Consider the following 15,843-nt stretch of genomic DNA (forward strand, 5'->3'; position numbering starts at 1 on the left):
GCCTCCTGCGTATTATGTCTAGACATAATCCGGGCCCCCGCGCAACATCGCCGCCATGGATCGGCTCTGGATCAATGCCCGACTCGCCACGATGACCGGAGGCGGCCTCGGCGTGATCGAGGACGGCGCGGTCGCCTGCAAAAACGGCCGGATCGCCTATGCCGGACCCTGTGCGGACGCGCCCACAGCGACAGAGACGATCGACTGCCAGGGCCGCTGGATCACTCCGGGCCTGATCGACTGCCACACCCACCTCGTCCACGCCGGCAACCGCGCGGACGAATGGGCGATGCGGCTCGAAGGCGCATCCTACGAAGATATCGCCCGCGCCGGCGGTGGCATCCTCTCGACCGTCCGCGCGACCCGCGGCGCGAGCGAGGCCGAACTGGTCGAGACCGCGCTCCTCCGGCTCGATGCACTGCTGGCCGAGGGCGTCACGACGATCGAGATCAAATCGGGCTACGGCCTCACGCTCGAAGACGAACTCAAGATGCTCCGCGCCGCCCGTACGCTCGGGGAGGAGCGCCAGGTCCGCGTCACGCCCACGTTGCTCGGCGCACACGCACTCCCGCCCGAATATGCCGGCCGCGCCGACGACTATGTCGATCTGGTATGCGAGGAGATGATCCCGGCCGCGGTTGGTCTCGCCGATGCAGTCGACGCGTTCTGCGAGGGCATAGGCTTCACCCCCGAACAATCGGGCCGCGTCCTTGCCGCCGCGCGGCAGGGAGGCCTTGGCGTAAAGCTACATGCCGAGCAGCTCTCCGCGCTGAACGGGGCCAGTCTAGCCGCCAGCCATAATGCGCTTTCCGCAGACCATTTGGAGCATGCTGACGAAGCCGATGTCCGCGCAATGGCGGCTGCGGGCACGGTAGCCGTGCTCCTCCCCGGCGCTTATTATTTCATGCGCGACACGCATCTGCCCCCGGTCAATCTCTTCCGCGCCCATAATGTGCCCATCGCCATTGCCACCGATTGCAACCCGGGCACTTCGCCGACCACATCGCTGCTGTTGATGCTCAACATGGGCGCGACTCTGTTCCGCCTCACCGTTGCCGAGGCGCTGCGCGGGGTGACCGCCAACGCCGCTCGCGCGCTCGGCTTGCATGACGAGATCGGCACGATCGAGCCCGGCAAGGCCTGCGATCTGGCAATCTGGGACATGACCGACCCTGCCGAGCTGGTCTACCGCATCGGCTTCAACCCCCTGCACGCGCGAGTGAAAGACGGAATATGCTGTTGACCCCCGGTGCGGTCCCCTATGCCGATTGGCGCGCCATCTATCGCGGCGAAGCGGTCGAGCTCGACCCCGCCTGCCGGCCCGCGATCGCCGAAAGCGCTGCCGCGGTCGCACGCATCCTCGCGCGCGGCGTGCCGGTCTATGGGATCAACACCGGCTTCGGGAAGCTCGCCAGCGTGCGGATCGAGGCCGAGGACCTCGCCACCCTCCAGCGCAATATCGTGCTGAGCCATGCCGCCGGCGTCGGCGAGCCGATGCCCGTGCCCGTCGCGCGGCTTATGATGGCGCTCAAGCTTGCCAGCCTGGCACGCGGCGCATCGGGGGTCGCGCCCGCAACGGTCGAGCTGCTCGAAGCCATGCTAGCCAAGGGCCTCACGCCCGTAATCCCCGCCCAGGGCTCGGTCGGCGCCTCAGGTGATCTCGCCCCGCTCGCGCATATGGCCGCGACGATGATCGGCGTCGGCGAAATCTTCGTCGATGGCGCGCGCCGCTCCGCTGCCGACGCCCTCACGCTTGCCGGTCTGGCGCCACTCGAGCTCGGCCCCAAAGAAGGCTTGGCGCTGCTCAACGGCACGCAATTCTCGACGGCCTATGCGCTTGCCGCCCTGTTCGAAGCCGAGCGCCTCTATCGCACCGCATTGGTCACCGGCGTGCTCTCCACCGAAGCCGCCAAGGGCTCCGACACACCGTTCGATCACCGCATCCATGCGCTGCGCGGCCATGCCGGGCAGATCGAGACCGCCAATGCCTTGCGCGGTCTGATGCAAGGCTCGGGAATCCGCGCCTCGCACGCGGTCAACGACGTCCGCGTCCAGGATCCCTATTGCCTGCGCTGCCAGCCCCAGGTGATGGGTGCGGTGCTGACTTTGCTCCGCCAGGCCGGCGATACGCTGGTCACCGAAGCCAATGGCGTGTCGGATAATCCCTTGATCTTCGCCGACACCGACGAGGCGCTTTCGGGCGGCAATTTCCACGCCGAGCCGGTCGCCTTCGCGGCAGACATGATCGCGCTCGCCCTGTGCGAGATCGGCAGCCTTGCCGAGCGCCGGATCGCGATGCTGGTCGATCCCGCGCTCTCCGGGCTGCCGGCCTTCCTCACGCCGCAGCCCGGGCTCAACTCAGGCTTCATGATCCCGCAGGTCACTGCCGCGGCTCTGGTCTCGGAAAACAAGCAGCGCGCCACGCCGGCGAGCGTCGACTCAATCCCGACCTCGGCCAATCAGGAAGACCATGTCTCGATGGCCGCGCACGGTGCCCGCCGCCTGATCGATATGGCCGCGAATCTCGATCACGTCCTCGCCATCGAGTTGCTCGCCGGGGCGCAGGGGTGCGACTTCCATGCGCCACTTACCTCCACCGCCTCGATCGAGGCGGTCCGCCAGGCGCTGCGCGCCGAAGTGCCGACGCTCGATCACGACCGCCACATGGCACCTGACATGGCCGCCGCGGCCGAACTGATCCGCTCCCCCGCATTTCTCACAGTTGATCTGCCGGGGATCGAGCGATGAACTGGCTCCACGTCGAACGCAGCGATACCCCGCTGATCCTCGCTTTCCCGCATGGCGGCACCGAGCTTTGCGAGCACGAGGCCGCATTTCGCTCGCGCTGGTGGGCAATACGCGACGCCGACTGGCACATCCGCGCGCTCTACGAAGGTCTCGCCGACGCGACCTTCATCTGGACCGACATTTCGCGCAGCGTGATCGATTGCAACCGCGATCCCTCAGGGCAGTCGCTCTACCCGGGCCAGGCCACCACCGGCCTCTGTCCCACCGAAACCTTCGATGGCGAACCGCTCTACCGCGACGGTTACGAGCCTGATCCTGTCGAGCGCATGGGCTGGTTCACTTCCTATCGCGCCGCAATCGAAGCCGAGATCGCCCGCCTCCGCGAAAAGCATGGGCATGTCGTGCTCTACGACTGCCACTCGATCCGCAGCCATGTTCCGCGCCTGTTCGAAGGCGAATTGCCCGAACTCAACATCGGGACCGATATGGGCAAGACCTGCAACGTCGCCCTGAGCGGCGCGGTGGTCGCCGCCAGCGCCAACCGCAGCCACGTCCTCAACGGCCGCTTCCGCGGTGGCTGGACGACCCGGCATTACGGCCGGCCCGAGCGCGGCGTCCATGCGATCCAGATGGAGATCGCGATGCGCGCCTATCTCGACGAGCCAGAGGGCGAGCCCGACGAAACCAATTGGCCGCCTGAATGGAATCCCGACCGCGCCGCTACGCTCCGCGCGGACCTCGAGCAAATCCTCGCCGCCGCAATGGCCTTCGCGAAAGCACCTGCATGACCCGTCTCGACAACACTCGTCACATCCAGGCCGCGACCGGCACCGATCTGACCGCGAAAAGCTGGCTCACCGAAGCGCCGCTGCGGATGCTGATGAACAATCTCGATCCGCGCGTCGCCGAGAATCCCAACGAGCTGGTCGTCTATGGCGGCATCGGCCGCGCCGCGCGCGATTGGGAAAGCTATGATCGCATCGTCGAGACGCTCCGCCGCCTGGAGGCCGACGAGACCTTGCTGATCCAATCGGGCAAGCCGGTCGGGGTTTTCCGCACGCACGAGAATGCTCCGCGCGTTCTGCTTGCCAATTCGAACTTGGTGCCCAAATGGGCGAATTGGGAGCTTTTCCACGAACTCGATCGCGCCGGCCTGATGATGTACGGCCAGATGACCGCCGGCAGCTGGATCTATATCGGCAGCCAGGGGATCGTGCAGGGCACCTACGAGACCTTTGTCGAGGCTGGCCGACAGCATTATGGCGGCAGCGTCGCGGGCCGCTGGATCCTGACCGCCGGATTAGGCGGCATGGGCGGCGCACAACCCCTCGCTGCGACCATGGCCGGCTTCTCCTGCCTCGCAGTTGAATGCCAACCAAGCCGCATCGAGATGCGATTGGAAACTGGCTATCTTGATCGCGCCACCGACAGCGTGGAGCAGGCGCTGGAGATCGTCACCTCGTCCAAGACGCCGGTTTCGGTCGGCCTGCTCGGCAATGCCGCGGACGTGTATCCCGAGCTCGTCCGCCGCGGCGTCCGCCCCGATCTGGTGACCGACCAGACTTCGGCGCACGATCCGATCAATGGCTATCTCCCGCAGGGGTGGACGCTGGAGCGCTGGTTCGCCGAGCGCGAGAGCGAGCCCGACAAGGTCGCGCAGGCGGCCAAGGCGTCGATGGCCACGCATGTTCGCGCGATGCTCGACTTCCACAATGCTGGCGTGCCGACCGTCGATTACGGCAACAACATCCGCCAGGTCGCGAAGGACGAAGGCGTCGCCAACGCATTCGACTTCCCCGGCTTCGTCCCCGCGTATATCCGCCCGCTTTTCTGCCGCGGCGTTGGGCCGTTCCGCTGGGCCGCGCTCTCAGGCAATCCAGAGGATATCTACAAGACAGACGCGAAGGTGAAGGAGCTGCTCCCCGACGATGCGCACCTCCACCGCTGGCTCGACATGGCACGCGAACGCATCCACTTTCAGGGCCTGCCGGCGCGGATCTGCTGGGTGGGCTTGGGCGACCGCCACCGCCTCGGCCTTGCCTTCAACGAGATGGTCGCATCGGGCGAACTGCAGGCACCCGTCGTGATCGGCCGCGATCATCTCGAACTCGGGATCGGTCGCCAGCCCCAATCGTGAAACTGAGGCAATGATGGACGGCTCCGATGCCGTCTCGGACTGGCCCCTGCTCAATGCCCTGCTCAACACCGCCAGCGGCGCGACCTGGGTCTCGCTCCATCACGGCGGCGGCGTCGGCATGGGCTATTCGCAACATTCGGGGATGGTGATCGTCGCGGACGGCACCCCCGAAGCCGCCGAACGGCTGGAGCGCGTGCTGTGGAACGATCCCGCCACCGGCGTCATGCGCCATGCCGATGCCGGATATCCGGAAGCATTGGACGCAGCGCGCCGTGCAGGCCTCGACCTTCCCAGTATCAGCAGCTAGTCCGAGCCCGAATCCAGTTCGGGAGTAGATCATGAAGACGCGCGCCGCCGTAGCATTCGAGGCGAAGCAGCCGCTTGAGATCGTCGAGCTCGATCTCGAAGGTCCCAAGGCTGGCGAAGTTCTCGTCGAGATCATGGCGACGGGTATCTGCCACACCGACGCCTACACGCTTGATGGCCTCGATAGTGAGGGCCTGTTCCCGTCGGTGCTCGGCCATGAGGGCGCAGGGATCGTCCGCGAAGTCGGCGCGGGCGTCACCAGCGTAAAGCCCGGCGATCACGTCATCCCGCTCTACACGCCCGAATGCCGCCAGTGTAAATCGTGCCTCAGCGGCAAGACCAATCTGTGCACCGCGATCCGCGCTACCCAGGGCAAAGGCCTGATGCCCGATGGCACCTCCCGGTTCAGCCATAAGGGCCAGGCCATCTTCCATTATATGGGCTGCTCGACCTTCTCGAACTTCACGGTGCTACCCGAGATCGCCGTCGCGAAGATCCGCGAGGATGCGCCGTTCAACAGCGCCTGTTATATCGGCTGTGGGGTCACCACCGGCGTCGGCGCAGTAGTCAACACCGCCAAGGTCCAGGTCGGCGATAACGTCGTCGTGTTCGGCCTCGGCGGCATCGGGCTCAACGTGCTCCAGGGCGCGAAGATGGCCGGCGCGAACCGAATCATCGGCGTCGACATCAATCCAGACCGAGAGGAATGGGGCCGCCGCTTCGGCATGACCGATTTCATCGACGGGCGGGGCAAGTCACGCGAGGAGACGATCGCGGCGATCCTGGCGCTGACCGATGGCGGCGCGGACTTCACCTTCGACTGCACCGGCAACACCGAAGTGATGCGCACTGCGCTGGAGGCTTGCCACCGCGGCTGGGGCACCAGCATCATCATCGGCGTGGCCGAGGCCGGCAAGGAGATCGCCACACGCCCGTTCCAGCTCGTCACCGGGCGCAACTGGCGCGGCACGGCATTCGGCGGCGCCAAGGGCCGCACCGACGTTCCGAAAATCGTCGACTGGTACATGCAGGGCAAGATCGAGATCGACCCGATGATCACACATGTGCTCAGCCTCGAGGAGATCAACAAGGGCTTCGACCTGATGCACGCCGGCGAAAGCATTCGCTCGGTCGTGGTCTATTGATGGAGACGCTTTCCACCAACAAGGCGCATGGCGGCGTCCAGGGGGTATACCGCCATGCCAGCACCGCGACGGGCACCGACATGGTCTTCTCGGTATTCGTGCCCGAACATGCAGTCGGCGCGCAGCTGCCGATCCTTTGGTATCTCTCCGGCCTGACCTGCACGCACGCCAATGTCACCGACAAGGGCGAATATCGCACGGCATGCGCCGAGCATGGCATCATCTTCGTGGCGCCCGACACCAGCCCGCGCGGCCAAGGCGTGCCCGACGATGCAGCCTATGATTTCGGCCAGGGCGCAGGCTTTTATCTCGATGCCACCGAAGACCCCTGGGCCGCTCATTTTAATATGCGCGTCTACCTCGAAAGCGAACTCCCAGCGCTGATCGGCGCGGAATTCCCCGCCGACATGGATGCGCAAGGCATCACCGGCCATTCGATGGGCGGGCACGGCGCGCTCACTATCGGCCTGCGAAACTCCGAGCGCTTCCGCAGCGTCTCCGCCTTCGCGCCGATCGCCGCGCCGAGCCAGGTGCCGTGGGGCCAGAAGGCGCTCGCCGGCTACCTCGGTTCGGATCAAGCCGCATGGCGGAAATATGACGCAGTCGCGCTGATCGAAGACGGCGCACGAGTGCCGGAATTGCTCGTCGATACCGGCTCGGCCGACCAACTCCTCGCCGAACAGCTCAGGCCTGAATTGCTCGAAGCGGCCTGCCGCGACGCGGGCATTGCACTCACCCAACGCATCCAGCCGGGCTATGATCACAGCTATTTCTTCGTCTCGAGCTTCATGGCCGAACATGTGGCGTGGCACGCAGCACGGCTGAAATGAAGCGCTACGACGTCCTTATCGTCGGCGCAGGCCATGCGGGGGCGCAGGCGGCGATCGCGCTTCGGCAGAACAAGTTCGAGGGCAGCATCGCGTTGATCGGCGACGAGCCTGAGCTGCCCTATGAAAGGCCGCCGCTTTCCAAGGATTATCTGGCGGGCGACAAAGCATTCGAGCGCCTGCTGATCCGGCCCGCGGCGTTCTGGGACGAGCGCCAGGTAACGATGCTCACTGGCCGCACGGTCGTCTCGGTCGATCCTGCGGCGCACCGCGTTACCACAACCGATGGCGAGACGATCAACTATGGCGCGCTGATCTGGGCCGGGGGCGGGAAGGCGCGACGGCTTGCCTGCCAGGGGCATGACCTGACCGGCATTCATACCGTGCGCACCCGCGCCGATGTCGACGCGATGATGGTCGAATTGCCAGAGGTGCGGCAAGTGGCGGTGATCGGTGGCGGCTATATCGGGCTCGAAGCGGCGGCAGTGCTGTCGAAGCTCGGCCGCGAAGTCACCGTGCTCGAAGCGCAGGACCGCGTCCTCGCGCGCGTCGCCGGCGAGCCGCTGTCGCGCTTCTTCGAAGCAGAACATCGCGCGCGCGGCGTGACCATCCGCACCGGCGTACAAGTCGATTGCATTGAGGGCGCAGACCGCGTGACCGGGGTGCGGCTGGCCAGCGGCGAGATCGTCCCCGCGCAGATGGCGATCGTCGGCATTGGCATCGAGCCCGCCGCCAGGCCGTTGCTCGATGCAGGAGCCGGCGGCGGCAACGGCGTGCTCGTCGACGCGCAATGCCGGACATCTTTGCCCGACATCTACGCGGTCGGCGACTGCGCGCTCCATGCCAATGCGCATGCCGGCGACCGCATGATCCGCCTCGAATCGGTCCAGAATGCCAACGACCAAGCCACCGTCGCGGCGAAGACGGTCTGTGGGATCGAAGCCGCCTACGACGCCGTGCCGTGGTTCTGGTCGAACCAATATGACCTCAAGCTCCAGACCGTCGGGATTTCCGCCGGGCATGACCAGGTCGTAGTGCGCGGCGATCCCGCCGCTCGCAGCTTTTCCGTAATCTATCTTGCCCAAGGTCGCGTGATTGCGCTCGACTGCGTCAATGCGACCCGCGATTATGTTCAGGGGCGTAAACTCGTAGCGGAGGGCCTCGCCGTCGAACCCGCCCGCCTCGCCGATCCGGCGACCATATTGAAGGATCTTTGATGCGCATCATCCCGCGCCTGCTTGCCGCGCTCGCCTTTCTCATCCCCCTCGCGGCGCAGGCGCAGGAAGAGAAGGATGCCGATCCGGCGATCTGGGTGGTCAAGGATGCCGATACGACGATCTATCTGTTCGGCACGATCCACGTGCTCAAGCCCGGCCTCGGCTGGTTCGACGAGGGGGTAAAGGCCGCTTTCGACAACAGCGACGAGGTGGTGCTCGAAATGGTCGAGCCCGCCGCGGCCGAGATGCAGGCGCTGATCATGAAAACCGGCATGAGCTTTACCGGCCCGACGCTCAGCGAGCGAGTGCCTGAGGCCAATCGCGCTGCGCTCGCCACTGCGGCCGCCGATCTGGGCATGCCCGCCGCCGCGCTCGACCGGTTCGAGCCCTGGCTTGGCGCGCTGATGGCGAGCATGGCGCCCCTCGGCAAGCTTGGTTATGATCCCGAAAGCGGCGCTGAGCGGGCGATCGCGGCGGCCGCCAAGGCAGCCGACAAACCCCTGATCGGCCTTGAGACCGCCGAGCAGCAATTGGGCTATCTGGATACCTTGCCCGACGATCTTCAGCTCAAGTTTTTGGTCTCGACGCTCGACGGTTACGACAAGGCCGGCCCGATGCTCGACAAGATGGTCGCCAATTGGTCGGCGGGCGATTCCGCCGCGCTGGGCGAGACGATGAACGAGGGACTGCGCGAAACCCCCGAGCTCGGCAAGATCCTGCTCAGCGATCGCAATGCGCGCTGGGCCGAGTGGATCGAAACGCGGATGGCCAAGCCCGGCACGGTGTTCATTGCCGTCGGCGCGGGGCATCTAGCCGGCAATGACAGCGTCCAGGTCTGGCTCGCAAAGCGCAAGCTGACCGCTACGCGCGTCGACTATTGATGCCCGGGCCGCGCCCCTTTCTGGGCCTGCTTGCCGGCGTGGCAGCGGGCCTGGTCGCATCCGCTGCGATGGCGGCGTTCCAGGCACAGGCGCAGAAGCTGCTGCCCGATAGCGACGGGGACCCCGCAACGGTCAAAGCGGCGGACAAGGCCAGCGAAACGCTGACCGGCCAGACTGTTCCCGAGCCCTATCGCGAGCCCTCGGGCCAGGCAGTTCACTATATCACCGGCGCGGTGCTGGGCGGGATTTATGGCGTGCTCACCGAATATCGCAGCGAAGCCAGTGCAGGTTTCGGCACTGCCTACGGCATCGCAACCGCGGCGCTTCTCGACGATGTCGCGGTCCCCGCCGCCGATCTTGGCCCGCCGCCGCAGGATACTCCACTCGCAACGCATGCCTATAGCGCGGCCTCGCATCTGGTTTATGGCTGGGTGCTCGAAGGCGTCCGCGCGCTAATAGCGGGGCGGCGCTGACCGCGAGCGACCAAGCGCCTATAACAGCAGATCCTGCGGCGGCGGGCCGGTGCGTTTGACGGCCCCGCCGCCCTGCCGACGGGCCATCTCGGTCGCTGCGCTGAAGCGAATATCGGCATCGCGATCGTTCATGAACGCGACCAGCACATCCTCGTTGAGTTCGGCATATTCCCTGCCGCGTTCGGGCCCATAGCGCACGCGCGGCTCAAGCGCCGGCTCTTTCGACCAGGCAATCAATTGCTCGACGCTCGCTTCGTTGAGCATGTCGCGCAAATGAAATGCGGTCACATAGGCATCGGGAAAGGCGCGATGTGCGGGGAGGCCGCGTTCATGATCCATGCCTTCAGGCATCCGCCAATAGCGCAGAAACTGGTTCGAGAAGCGCGGGCTGCCCGGCCATAGCCGCAGCGCGCATTTATACGTGCAGATCCAGTCCGCACCGCGAGTGAGCGACGGCGTACAAAACTGCTCTTCGAAGCTCGCCCGGTGCGCCGCCAGCGCGAGGCGCCGCGGCCACGGATCGAGAACCGGCCGCGCGACATCGTGCCACCAGGGCGCATCGGCCACGTCCTCGTCGCGGATATGGTGGATAGCCATGGTCAGCGGCGGGATCGGCCGGCCGGGATTGACCATCCGATTGCCGCCCTCGCCATAAAGCTCCCAGCGCCCGTCGGCACCCAGTGCGACGTCCTGCCAGCCAATCTCGACCACGCCGTGCGCGGGCGGCTTGTCGCCGGTAGTCTCGAGATCGATGACGCGGATGAGCGTAGGCTGGGGCGGCGGCATTACCGGTTAAGTGGGGGCGAGACCGCTAAAAAGCGAGTCTTTCCCGCGGCCGGCTCTATTTCGAATCGCGGACCAGCCGGCCTTCGCCTGCCTTGAAATAGAATTGGCTGGCGACCAGCCATCCCTTGATCGGGCGAAGCGGGAGCACCGTGAACAGCAGCACTATTGGCAGGCTGAAGGCGAGATGCATCCACATTGGCGGGGCATAGAGAATCTCGAACATCAGCGCGAACAGCACGCCCGGTACGCAGGCGAAGAGCTGGACGAAGATTGCCGGGCCGTCGGCCGGATCGGCATAGGAATAATCGAGACCGCAGACTTCGCAGCTTGCGCGCATCCTCAGGAACCCCGCGAAGATATGCCCCTGCCCACACCGCGGACACCGACCGCGCACGCCGGTCTGCACAGGCTCAAGCCGCGGCCAAAGCCTGCCGCTTGCGTCGATCTGCCGGGGGTCGTCGGGGGTCATATAAGCTGTCCGCAGCGTGCGGCAGCATTATCCGCACGATGGCGATATAGGGAGCGGGCCTGCCGCGCACATCGGACAAATTGTCCAAGGCGCGCGGCATGTGCGAAATCAGTGCCCGGCTTGCGGGCCGCGCTCCAGCCCGCTTGCAGCAAGCTGCGCGTCGATCATCGCCATCAGACGGTCGAGGCTTTCCTGGCTCCTCGCCTCGGCACGCGCGACCAGCACGTCCTGTGTGTTCGATGCTCGCAGCAGCCACCAGCCATCTGGGGTGTTTACCCGCGCGCCATCGGTGCGGTTGACGTCCGCGCCTTCGGCCTCGAGCCGCGCCAGCACTTCCTCGATCACTGCGAACTTGCGCGTGTCCGAAACCTGGAAGCGCATCTCCGGCGTGTTGACGAATTCGGGCATCTCGCCGCGGATTTCGGTCAGCGACTTGCCGATGACGTGCACTGCGTTGATCAGCTGGACCGCGGCATATTGCGCGTCGTCGAAGCCGTAATAATCCTGCGCAAAGAAGATGTGGCCGCTCATTTCCCCGGCCAGCGGCGCCCCGGTTTCCTTCATCTTGGTCTTGATGAGCGAGTGGCCGGTCTTCCACATCAAGGGCTCGCCGCCCAGCTCGGCGATGCGGTCATACAGCATCTGGCTGGCCTTGACGTCGGCGATGATCGTGGAGCCCGGAGCCTTGCGCAGCACCGGCACCGCCAGGATCGAAAGCAATTGATCCCCCCAGATCACCCGGCCGGTGCCGTCAATCGCGCCGACACGGTCGCCGTCGCCATCGAAAGCCAGTCCGAAATCGAGATGCTTCTCGGCGACGAGACGCTTCAGATCGGCGAGGTTCTTTTCCTCGGTAGGATCGGGATGATGATTGGGGAAATTGCCGTCCACATCGGTGAAGATCGTGTGATGCTCACCCGGCAGCAGCTTCACCAGCTTTTCGATCACCGGGCCGGCGGCGCCGTTGCCCGTATCCCATCCGATGCGATAGGTGCCGCCGGCATAGCCCGCGAGCAGCCGGCCGACATAGATATCCTCGATGTCCGCATCGGTAATGGTCTCGCTGCCGTCCCCGTCTTCCCAATCGCCTTCTGCCGCCAGGCGACCGACCGTCTGGATGTCCTCGCCGAAAAACGGCTTATGCTGGAACACCATCTTGAAGCCATTGTAATTGCCGGGGTTATGGCTGCCGGTTATCTGGATGCCGCCATCCACTTCTAGCGTCGCCTCGGCATAATAGAGCATCGGCGTCGGGCCCATGCCGGTGCGCACCACGTCGCAGCCCGAGGCAACGAGCCCTTCGACCAGCGCGTCGCGTAGAACCGGCGAGGAGACGCGCCCGTCCCAGCCCACAGCCACCCGCCTGCCGCCCGCGCGGCGCAGCAACGTCGCGAAACCGCGGCCGATCGCGCGCGCGTCATCGGGTCCGAGCGCCTCGCCGACGATCCCGCGGATATCGTATTCGCGCAGCGATGTGGGGTCGAAAATGTGAGTCATGATGCCTCCGGGGAAATCGTTACGCGCCTAATCCGCGAGGTCGCGGGAAGTTGCAAGATGATCCTCCCCGGAACGGGGAGGGGGACCAGCTGAAGGCTGGTGGAGGGGGGATGCCGCAAGCGTCGGCTGCGCGGAGAACTCCCGCCGTCAGCGCTTCGCGCTGCCACCTCCCCGTCCCGGGAAGGATTATTTCAGCAGCGCATCTCGCGCGGCATTGATCCGCCGTGTCAGCTCGGCCGAACCGCCCTTGTCGGGGTGGAGCGCAGTCACGAGCCGCCGGTGCGCTGCACGGATTTCGTCTTCGCCGGCATCGCGGCCCACGCCCAATATCTCGCGTGCCTCATCCAGCGGCAACCGATGCACCGGCTTCGGCCGTGGCCGGATGAACAGATAATAGACTGCTGCGACGATGGCTGCAGCCAGGAGCAGCTTGGCCATCAGGCGAACAGCGGCATGGCGACTTCGGGAAGTGCGAGCCCCGCCATCATCTCGCGAAGCTCCTGTCGTGCCGCAACATGGCTGAGTCCCATCGCGCCGAACTCGCCCGAATCGAGCATGGTCAGGCCTTGCGGGAAGAGCTCGCGATAGATCACGCGCTCCGAAAGCCCCGAAATCACCCGGAAGCCGACGCGCTTGGAAAGCTGGTCGATCGCCTCCGATACGCGGCGCATGTTGCGCGCCTCGATATGCTGCATGCGGTTGCGCAGCACGACCCAGTCGATGCTTTCGCCATCGGCCTTGGCGCGGCGCTTGCGCGAGTCCCAGATCATTTCCGAATAAAAGCTTGGGCGCGAGACGCGAAAAGTCTCGGGATCGACCTGACCGATCAGGTCGAAATCGACGAAGCTGTCGTTCATCGGCGTGACGAGTGTGTCGGCATTGGTGACGGCGATGCGCGCGAACTTGTCGTCGCGGCCCGGCGTATCGATCACCAGAAAATCGGCATCCTCGCCCAGCCGCTCCAATGTGGACGAGAAAAAGTCCATGCTCTCGCCATCATGCGTCTCATAGGTGGGCATCGGCAGGTCGCGCCCGGTGCGCCGGATCGTCTCGGCTCGATTGTCGAGATAGCGCCCCATCGTCCGCTGGCGATGGTCGAGATCGAAGCATGCGACGCGCGCGCCTTTGAAGGCGAGCGCAATCGCTGCGTGGACGGCAGTGGTGGACTTGCCCGTGCCGCCCTTCTCGTTGGCGAAAACCAGTACGTGCAGCCGCTTCGATCCGTCGCTCAAACTACCCAACTTCCGTTATTGATCGTGCCGACACTCCCCCATAGAAGGCCGCGCTCCCCGTCTTATCGAAAGTGTTAACGCGTGCAAACCGTCCGTAGCCTCGAAGTCCTGAGAGAGGCGGTCTCCGCCTTTCGGGCGGAAGGGCTGCGCGTTGCGCTGGTCCCCACCATGGGAGCGCTCCATGCGGGGCATATGGCGCTTGTCGAAGAGGCCAAATTGGCCGCCGACCGTGTGGTCGTCTCGATCTTCGTGAACCCAACCCAATTCGCGCCGAGCGAAGACTTCGGAAAATACCCACGCCGGGAAATGGCGGATTCGCGGATGCTGTCGAGTGCGGGCGTCGATTTGCTCTGGATGCCCAGCGTCGAGGAAATGTATCCGAACGGCCCCGAGATCGACGTAAAGGCCAGCGAGATCGGTAATGTGCTCGACGGCGCGCATCGCCCCGGCCATTTCGACGGCGTGACCACAGTGGTCGCGCGATTGTTCAATCAGGTGCAGCCCGATGTCGCCTTGTTCGGCGAAAAGGACTGGCAGCAGCTTGCCGTGATTCGCCGTATGGTCGCCGATCTGGAACTCAACCTCGAGATTCGCGGCGTTCCTACTCAGCGCGAGGATGACGGCCTCGCCCTCTCGTCGCGAAACATCTTCCTGATGGACGAAGACCGGGCCAAGGCCGTGGCGCTGCCGCGCGCATTGGGCGCGGCCGAGCGCACGATCGCGACCGGCGGCGATCCGGCTGCGGCGCTGGCGCAGGCGATCGACACGCTGAGCGCGGCCGGCTTCGACGTCGATTATGTCGAGCTGCGGGACGCCGCAACCCTAGGGGCTCCGGTCGCCGACCAACCGATGCGTCTGCTTGCGGCGGCGAAGATCGGCGGCACACGCCTAATCGACAACATCGCAGTCGGTTCTGAATAGATACGGTTAACGCCGTTAACCATTTGTTGAACGATTGGCTGCGATGAACCCCATAGCACGAGGGTGCAAAAGGGGTGACGACGATGGGCAACAGCCTGAAGAGCGCACAGTTTCTGATCGAAAGCCGGCTCCGCGATGCGGCACGCGGCGATACCAAGGCCTGCTACGATCTTGGCATGGTCTATTCGAGCGGAGCCGAGGGCGTGGATATCGACCTGATCGAAGCGCATAAATGGTTCAATCTGGCGGCGATGTCCGGCAGCGAACGCGCCATGGAATGCCGCGCCGAGATCGCCGAAGACATGACCGCACGCGAGATCATCGAAGCCCAGAAAGCCGCGCGCGCGTGGCTGGTGCAGACGCAGGTTCGCGCCGCCTGAGGTTCGACTTTCCGGCGGCTTGGGGTTAGCCTCCCGAAAAAGGGAGGGACCCATGCCGTTGACGATCACCGGCTTCACCGCCGCTGCGCTCGCGATCCTGCTCGTGCTGCTTGCACTCGACACGATCCGCAACCGCTTCCGGACGCGCCTGTCGTTCGGCCTGGGCGACGATCCCAGCCTCACCTCGGCGAGCCGCGCACACGGCAATCTGGCCGAAAACGCTCCCATCGCGCTGATCCTGATCGGCCTGCTCGAATATGGCGGCGCCGATCGCCAATATCTGATGTATGCCGCGGTCGCCTTTGTCAGCGCGCGGCTGCTCCACGCGCTGGGCCTTTATACGCCCTCGAAAGGCCCGCCCCCGCTGCCGCGCGCCCTGGGCGTGATCGCGACATTGGTGATCCAGCTCGGATTGGCGGGATGGCTGCTGGCGCGACTGCTCTAGCTTAGCGCGAGGCACGCATCGAAGATGAGCCGCTCCGGCGCGCTGAGCGGTCGCCCATCAAGCGCATAAAAACGCACCAGCCGGTAATCGCCGCGTTCAACCACATCGATCTGAATCGACCGCTCCGGGTTCCGCTTGCGCTTGGTGTCGGGCACGCCCTTGGGCGAGCCCCAGCGTTCCTGCAGGCCAAGCGCTTCCGCGCCGCGAAGATCGAGGCAATTGCGCAGCGCGGCGCTGGCGGCTGGCACCCGGCGCTCCTCGACCAGAGTGTAGCGCGCAGCTTCCCTAGCGGTCCGCCGTACGCCGCTGATCCACATCGCGATAATCGCGCCGAGCGTCGCCGCCATTATCCCGAACAATAGCCAACGCGGCACGCGAA

General features: G+C 65.3%; 17 protein-coding genes and 1 pseudogene. 12 read left to right on the top strand and 6 right to left on the bottom strand.

The window, feature by feature from the left end; all coding sequences use genetic code 11:
* Positions 1–55: 55 nt before the first annotated feature.
* The 9 genes and pseudogenes from hutI to ACZZZM_RS00410 all read left to right on the top strand — a co-directional run bounded on the left by hutI (position 56) and on the right by ACZZZM_RS00410 (position 9,734).
* A complete protein-coding gene (gene hutI, locus ACZZZM_RS00370) occupies positions 56–1,243 on the top strand; it encodes an imidazolonepropionase (protein WP_463593129.1) in 1,188 nt (395 codons plus the stop codon).
* Positions 1,234–2,748: a histidine ammonia-lyase gene (gene hutH / locus ACZZZM_RS00375; RefSeq protein ID WP_463593130.1), complete on the top strand. Its 1,515-nt coding sequence runs from the start codon at positions 1,234–1,236 to the stop codon at positions 2,746–2,748. Before hutI ends, hutH begins: the two co-directional genes overlap by 10 nt.
* Positions 2,745–3,536, top strand: a complete 792-nt coding sequence (hutG, locus tag ACZZZM_RS00380; protein ID WP_463593131.1) for an N-formylglutamate deformylase — start codon at positions 2,745–2,747, stop codon at positions 3,534–3,536. Before hutH ends, hutG begins: the two co-directional genes overlap by 4 nt.
* Positions 3,533–5,192, top strand: a pseudogene (hutU, locus tag ACZZZM_RS00385) (urocanate hydratase). The gene hutG and the pseudogene hutU overlap by 4 nt, the downstream one beginning before the upstream one ends.
* Positions 5,193–5,223: 31 nt before the next feature.
* Entirely contained in the window at positions 5,224–6,336 is a 1,113-nt protein-coding gene (locus tag ACZZZM_RS00390) for an S-(hydroxymethyl)glutathione dehydrogenase/class III alcohol dehydrogenase (RefSeq protein ID WP_463593132.1), read from the top strand.
* On the top strand, positions 6,336–7,166 hold the full coding sequence (gene fghA / locus ACZZZM_RS00395; RefSeq protein ID WP_463593133.1) for an S-formylglutathione hydrolase: 831 nt from the start codon (positions 6,336–6,338) through the stop codon (positions 7,164–7,166). Before ACZZZM_RS00390 ends, fghA begins: the two co-directional genes overlap by 1 nt.
* On the top strand, positions 7,163–8,380 hold the full coding sequence (locus tag ACZZZM_RS00400; protein ID WP_463593134.1) for an NAD(P)/FAD-dependent oxidoreductase: 1,218 nt from the start codon (positions 7,163–7,165) through the stop codon (positions 8,378–8,380). The genes fghA and ACZZZM_RS00400 overlap by 4 nt, the downstream gene beginning before the upstream one ends.
* Positions 8,380–9,261, top strand: coding sequence for a TraB/GumN family protein (locus ACZZZM_RS00405; RefSeq protein ID WP_463593135.1), 882 nt, complete (start codon positions 8,380–8,382; stop codon positions 9,259–9,261). Before ACZZZM_RS00400 ends, ACZZZM_RS00405 begins: the two co-directional genes overlap by 1 nt.
* The gene (locus ACZZZM_RS00410) at positions 9,261–9,734 is read left to right on the top strand and encodes a DUF1440 domain-containing protein (protein WP_463593136.1); all 474 of its coding nucleotides are present in this window, start codon (positions 9,261–9,263) and stop codon (positions 9,732–9,734) included. The genes ACZZZM_RS00405 and ACZZZM_RS00410 overlap by 1 nt, the downstream gene beginning before the upstream one ends.
* Positions 9,735–9,752: 18 nt before the next feature.
* Here the strand turns inward: ACZZZM_RS00410 and ACZZZM_RS00415 are convergent, their stop codons facing one another.
* The 5 genes from ACZZZM_RS00415 to ACZZZM_RS00435 all read right to left on the bottom strand — a co-directional run bounded on the left by ACZZZM_RS00415 (position 9,753) and on the right by ACZZZM_RS00435 (position 13,718).
* A complete protein-coding gene (locus tag ACZZZM_RS00415) occupies positions 9,753–10,520 on the bottom strand; it encodes an exonuclease domain-containing protein (RefSeq protein ID WP_463593137.1) in 768 nt (255 codons plus the stop codon).
* A gap of 55 nt (positions 10,521–10,575) precedes the next feature.
* Complete coding sequence (locus ACZZZM_RS00420) at positions 10,576–10,989, bottom strand: DUF983 domain-containing protein (RefSeq protein WP_463593138.1); 414 nt, start codon at positions 10,987–10,989, stop codon at positions 10,576–10,578.
* Between the two features lie 108 nt (positions 10,990–11,097).
* Entirely contained in the window at positions 11,098–12,486 is a 1,389-nt protein-coding gene (gene pgmG / locus ACZZZM_RS00425; RefSeq protein WP_463593139.1) for a phosphoglucomutase/phosphomannomutase PgmG, read from the bottom strand.
* A gap of 186 nt (positions 12,487–12,672) precedes the next feature.
* Positions 12,673–12,924: a J domain-containing protein gene (locus ACZZZM_RS00430; RefSeq protein WP_463593140.1), complete on the bottom strand. Its 252-nt coding sequence runs from the start codon at positions 12,922–12,924 to the stop codon at positions 12,673–12,675.
* The gene (locus tag ACZZZM_RS00435) at positions 12,924–13,718 is read right to left on the bottom strand and encodes a division plane positioning ATPase MipZ (RefSeq protein ID WP_463593141.1); all 795 of its coding nucleotides are present in this window, start codon (positions 13,716–13,718) and stop codon (positions 12,924–12,926) included. The genes ACZZZM_RS00430 and ACZZZM_RS00435 overlap by 1 nt, the downstream gene beginning before the upstream one ends.
* An 81-nt stretch (positions 13,719–13,799) precedes the next feature.
* On the opposite strand from ACZZZM_RS00435, the gene panC reads away from it, so the two are divergent.
* The 3 genes from panC to ACZZZM_RS00450 all read left to right on the top strand — a co-directional run bounded on the left by panC (position 13,800) and on the right by ACZZZM_RS00450 (position 15,464).
* Positions 13,800–14,639: a pantoate--beta-alanine ligase gene (gene panC, locus ACZZZM_RS00440; RefSeq protein ID WP_463593142.1), complete on the top strand. Its 840-nt coding sequence runs from the start codon at positions 13,800–13,802 to the stop codon at positions 14,637–14,639.
* An 83-nt stretch (positions 14,640–14,722) separates the two neighbouring features.
* Positions 14,723–15,019, top strand: coding sequence for a hypothetical protein (locus ACZZZM_RS00445; protein WP_463593143.1), 297 nt, complete (start codon positions 14,723–14,725; stop codon positions 15,017–15,019).
* Between the two features lie 52 nt (positions 15,020–15,071).
* Positions 15,072–15,464, top strand: a complete 393-nt coding sequence (locus ACZZZM_RS00450; RefSeq protein WP_463593144.1) for an MAPEG family protein — start codon at positions 15,072–15,074, stop codon at positions 15,462–15,464.
* Here ACZZZM_RS00450 and ACZZZM_RS00455 read toward each other — a convergent pair.
* Entirely contained in the window at positions 15,461–15,838 is a 378-nt protein-coding gene (locus tag ACZZZM_RS00455) for a hypothetical protein (RefSeq protein ID WP_463593145.1), read from the bottom strand. The two genes, ACZZZM_RS00450 and ACZZZM_RS00455, sit on opposite strands and share 4 nt — an antisense overlap.
* Between the last annotated feature and the right edge of the window lie 5 nt (positions 15,839–15,843).

The sequence above is a fragment of the Sphingomonas sp. AC522 genome, from assembly GCF_979258125.1.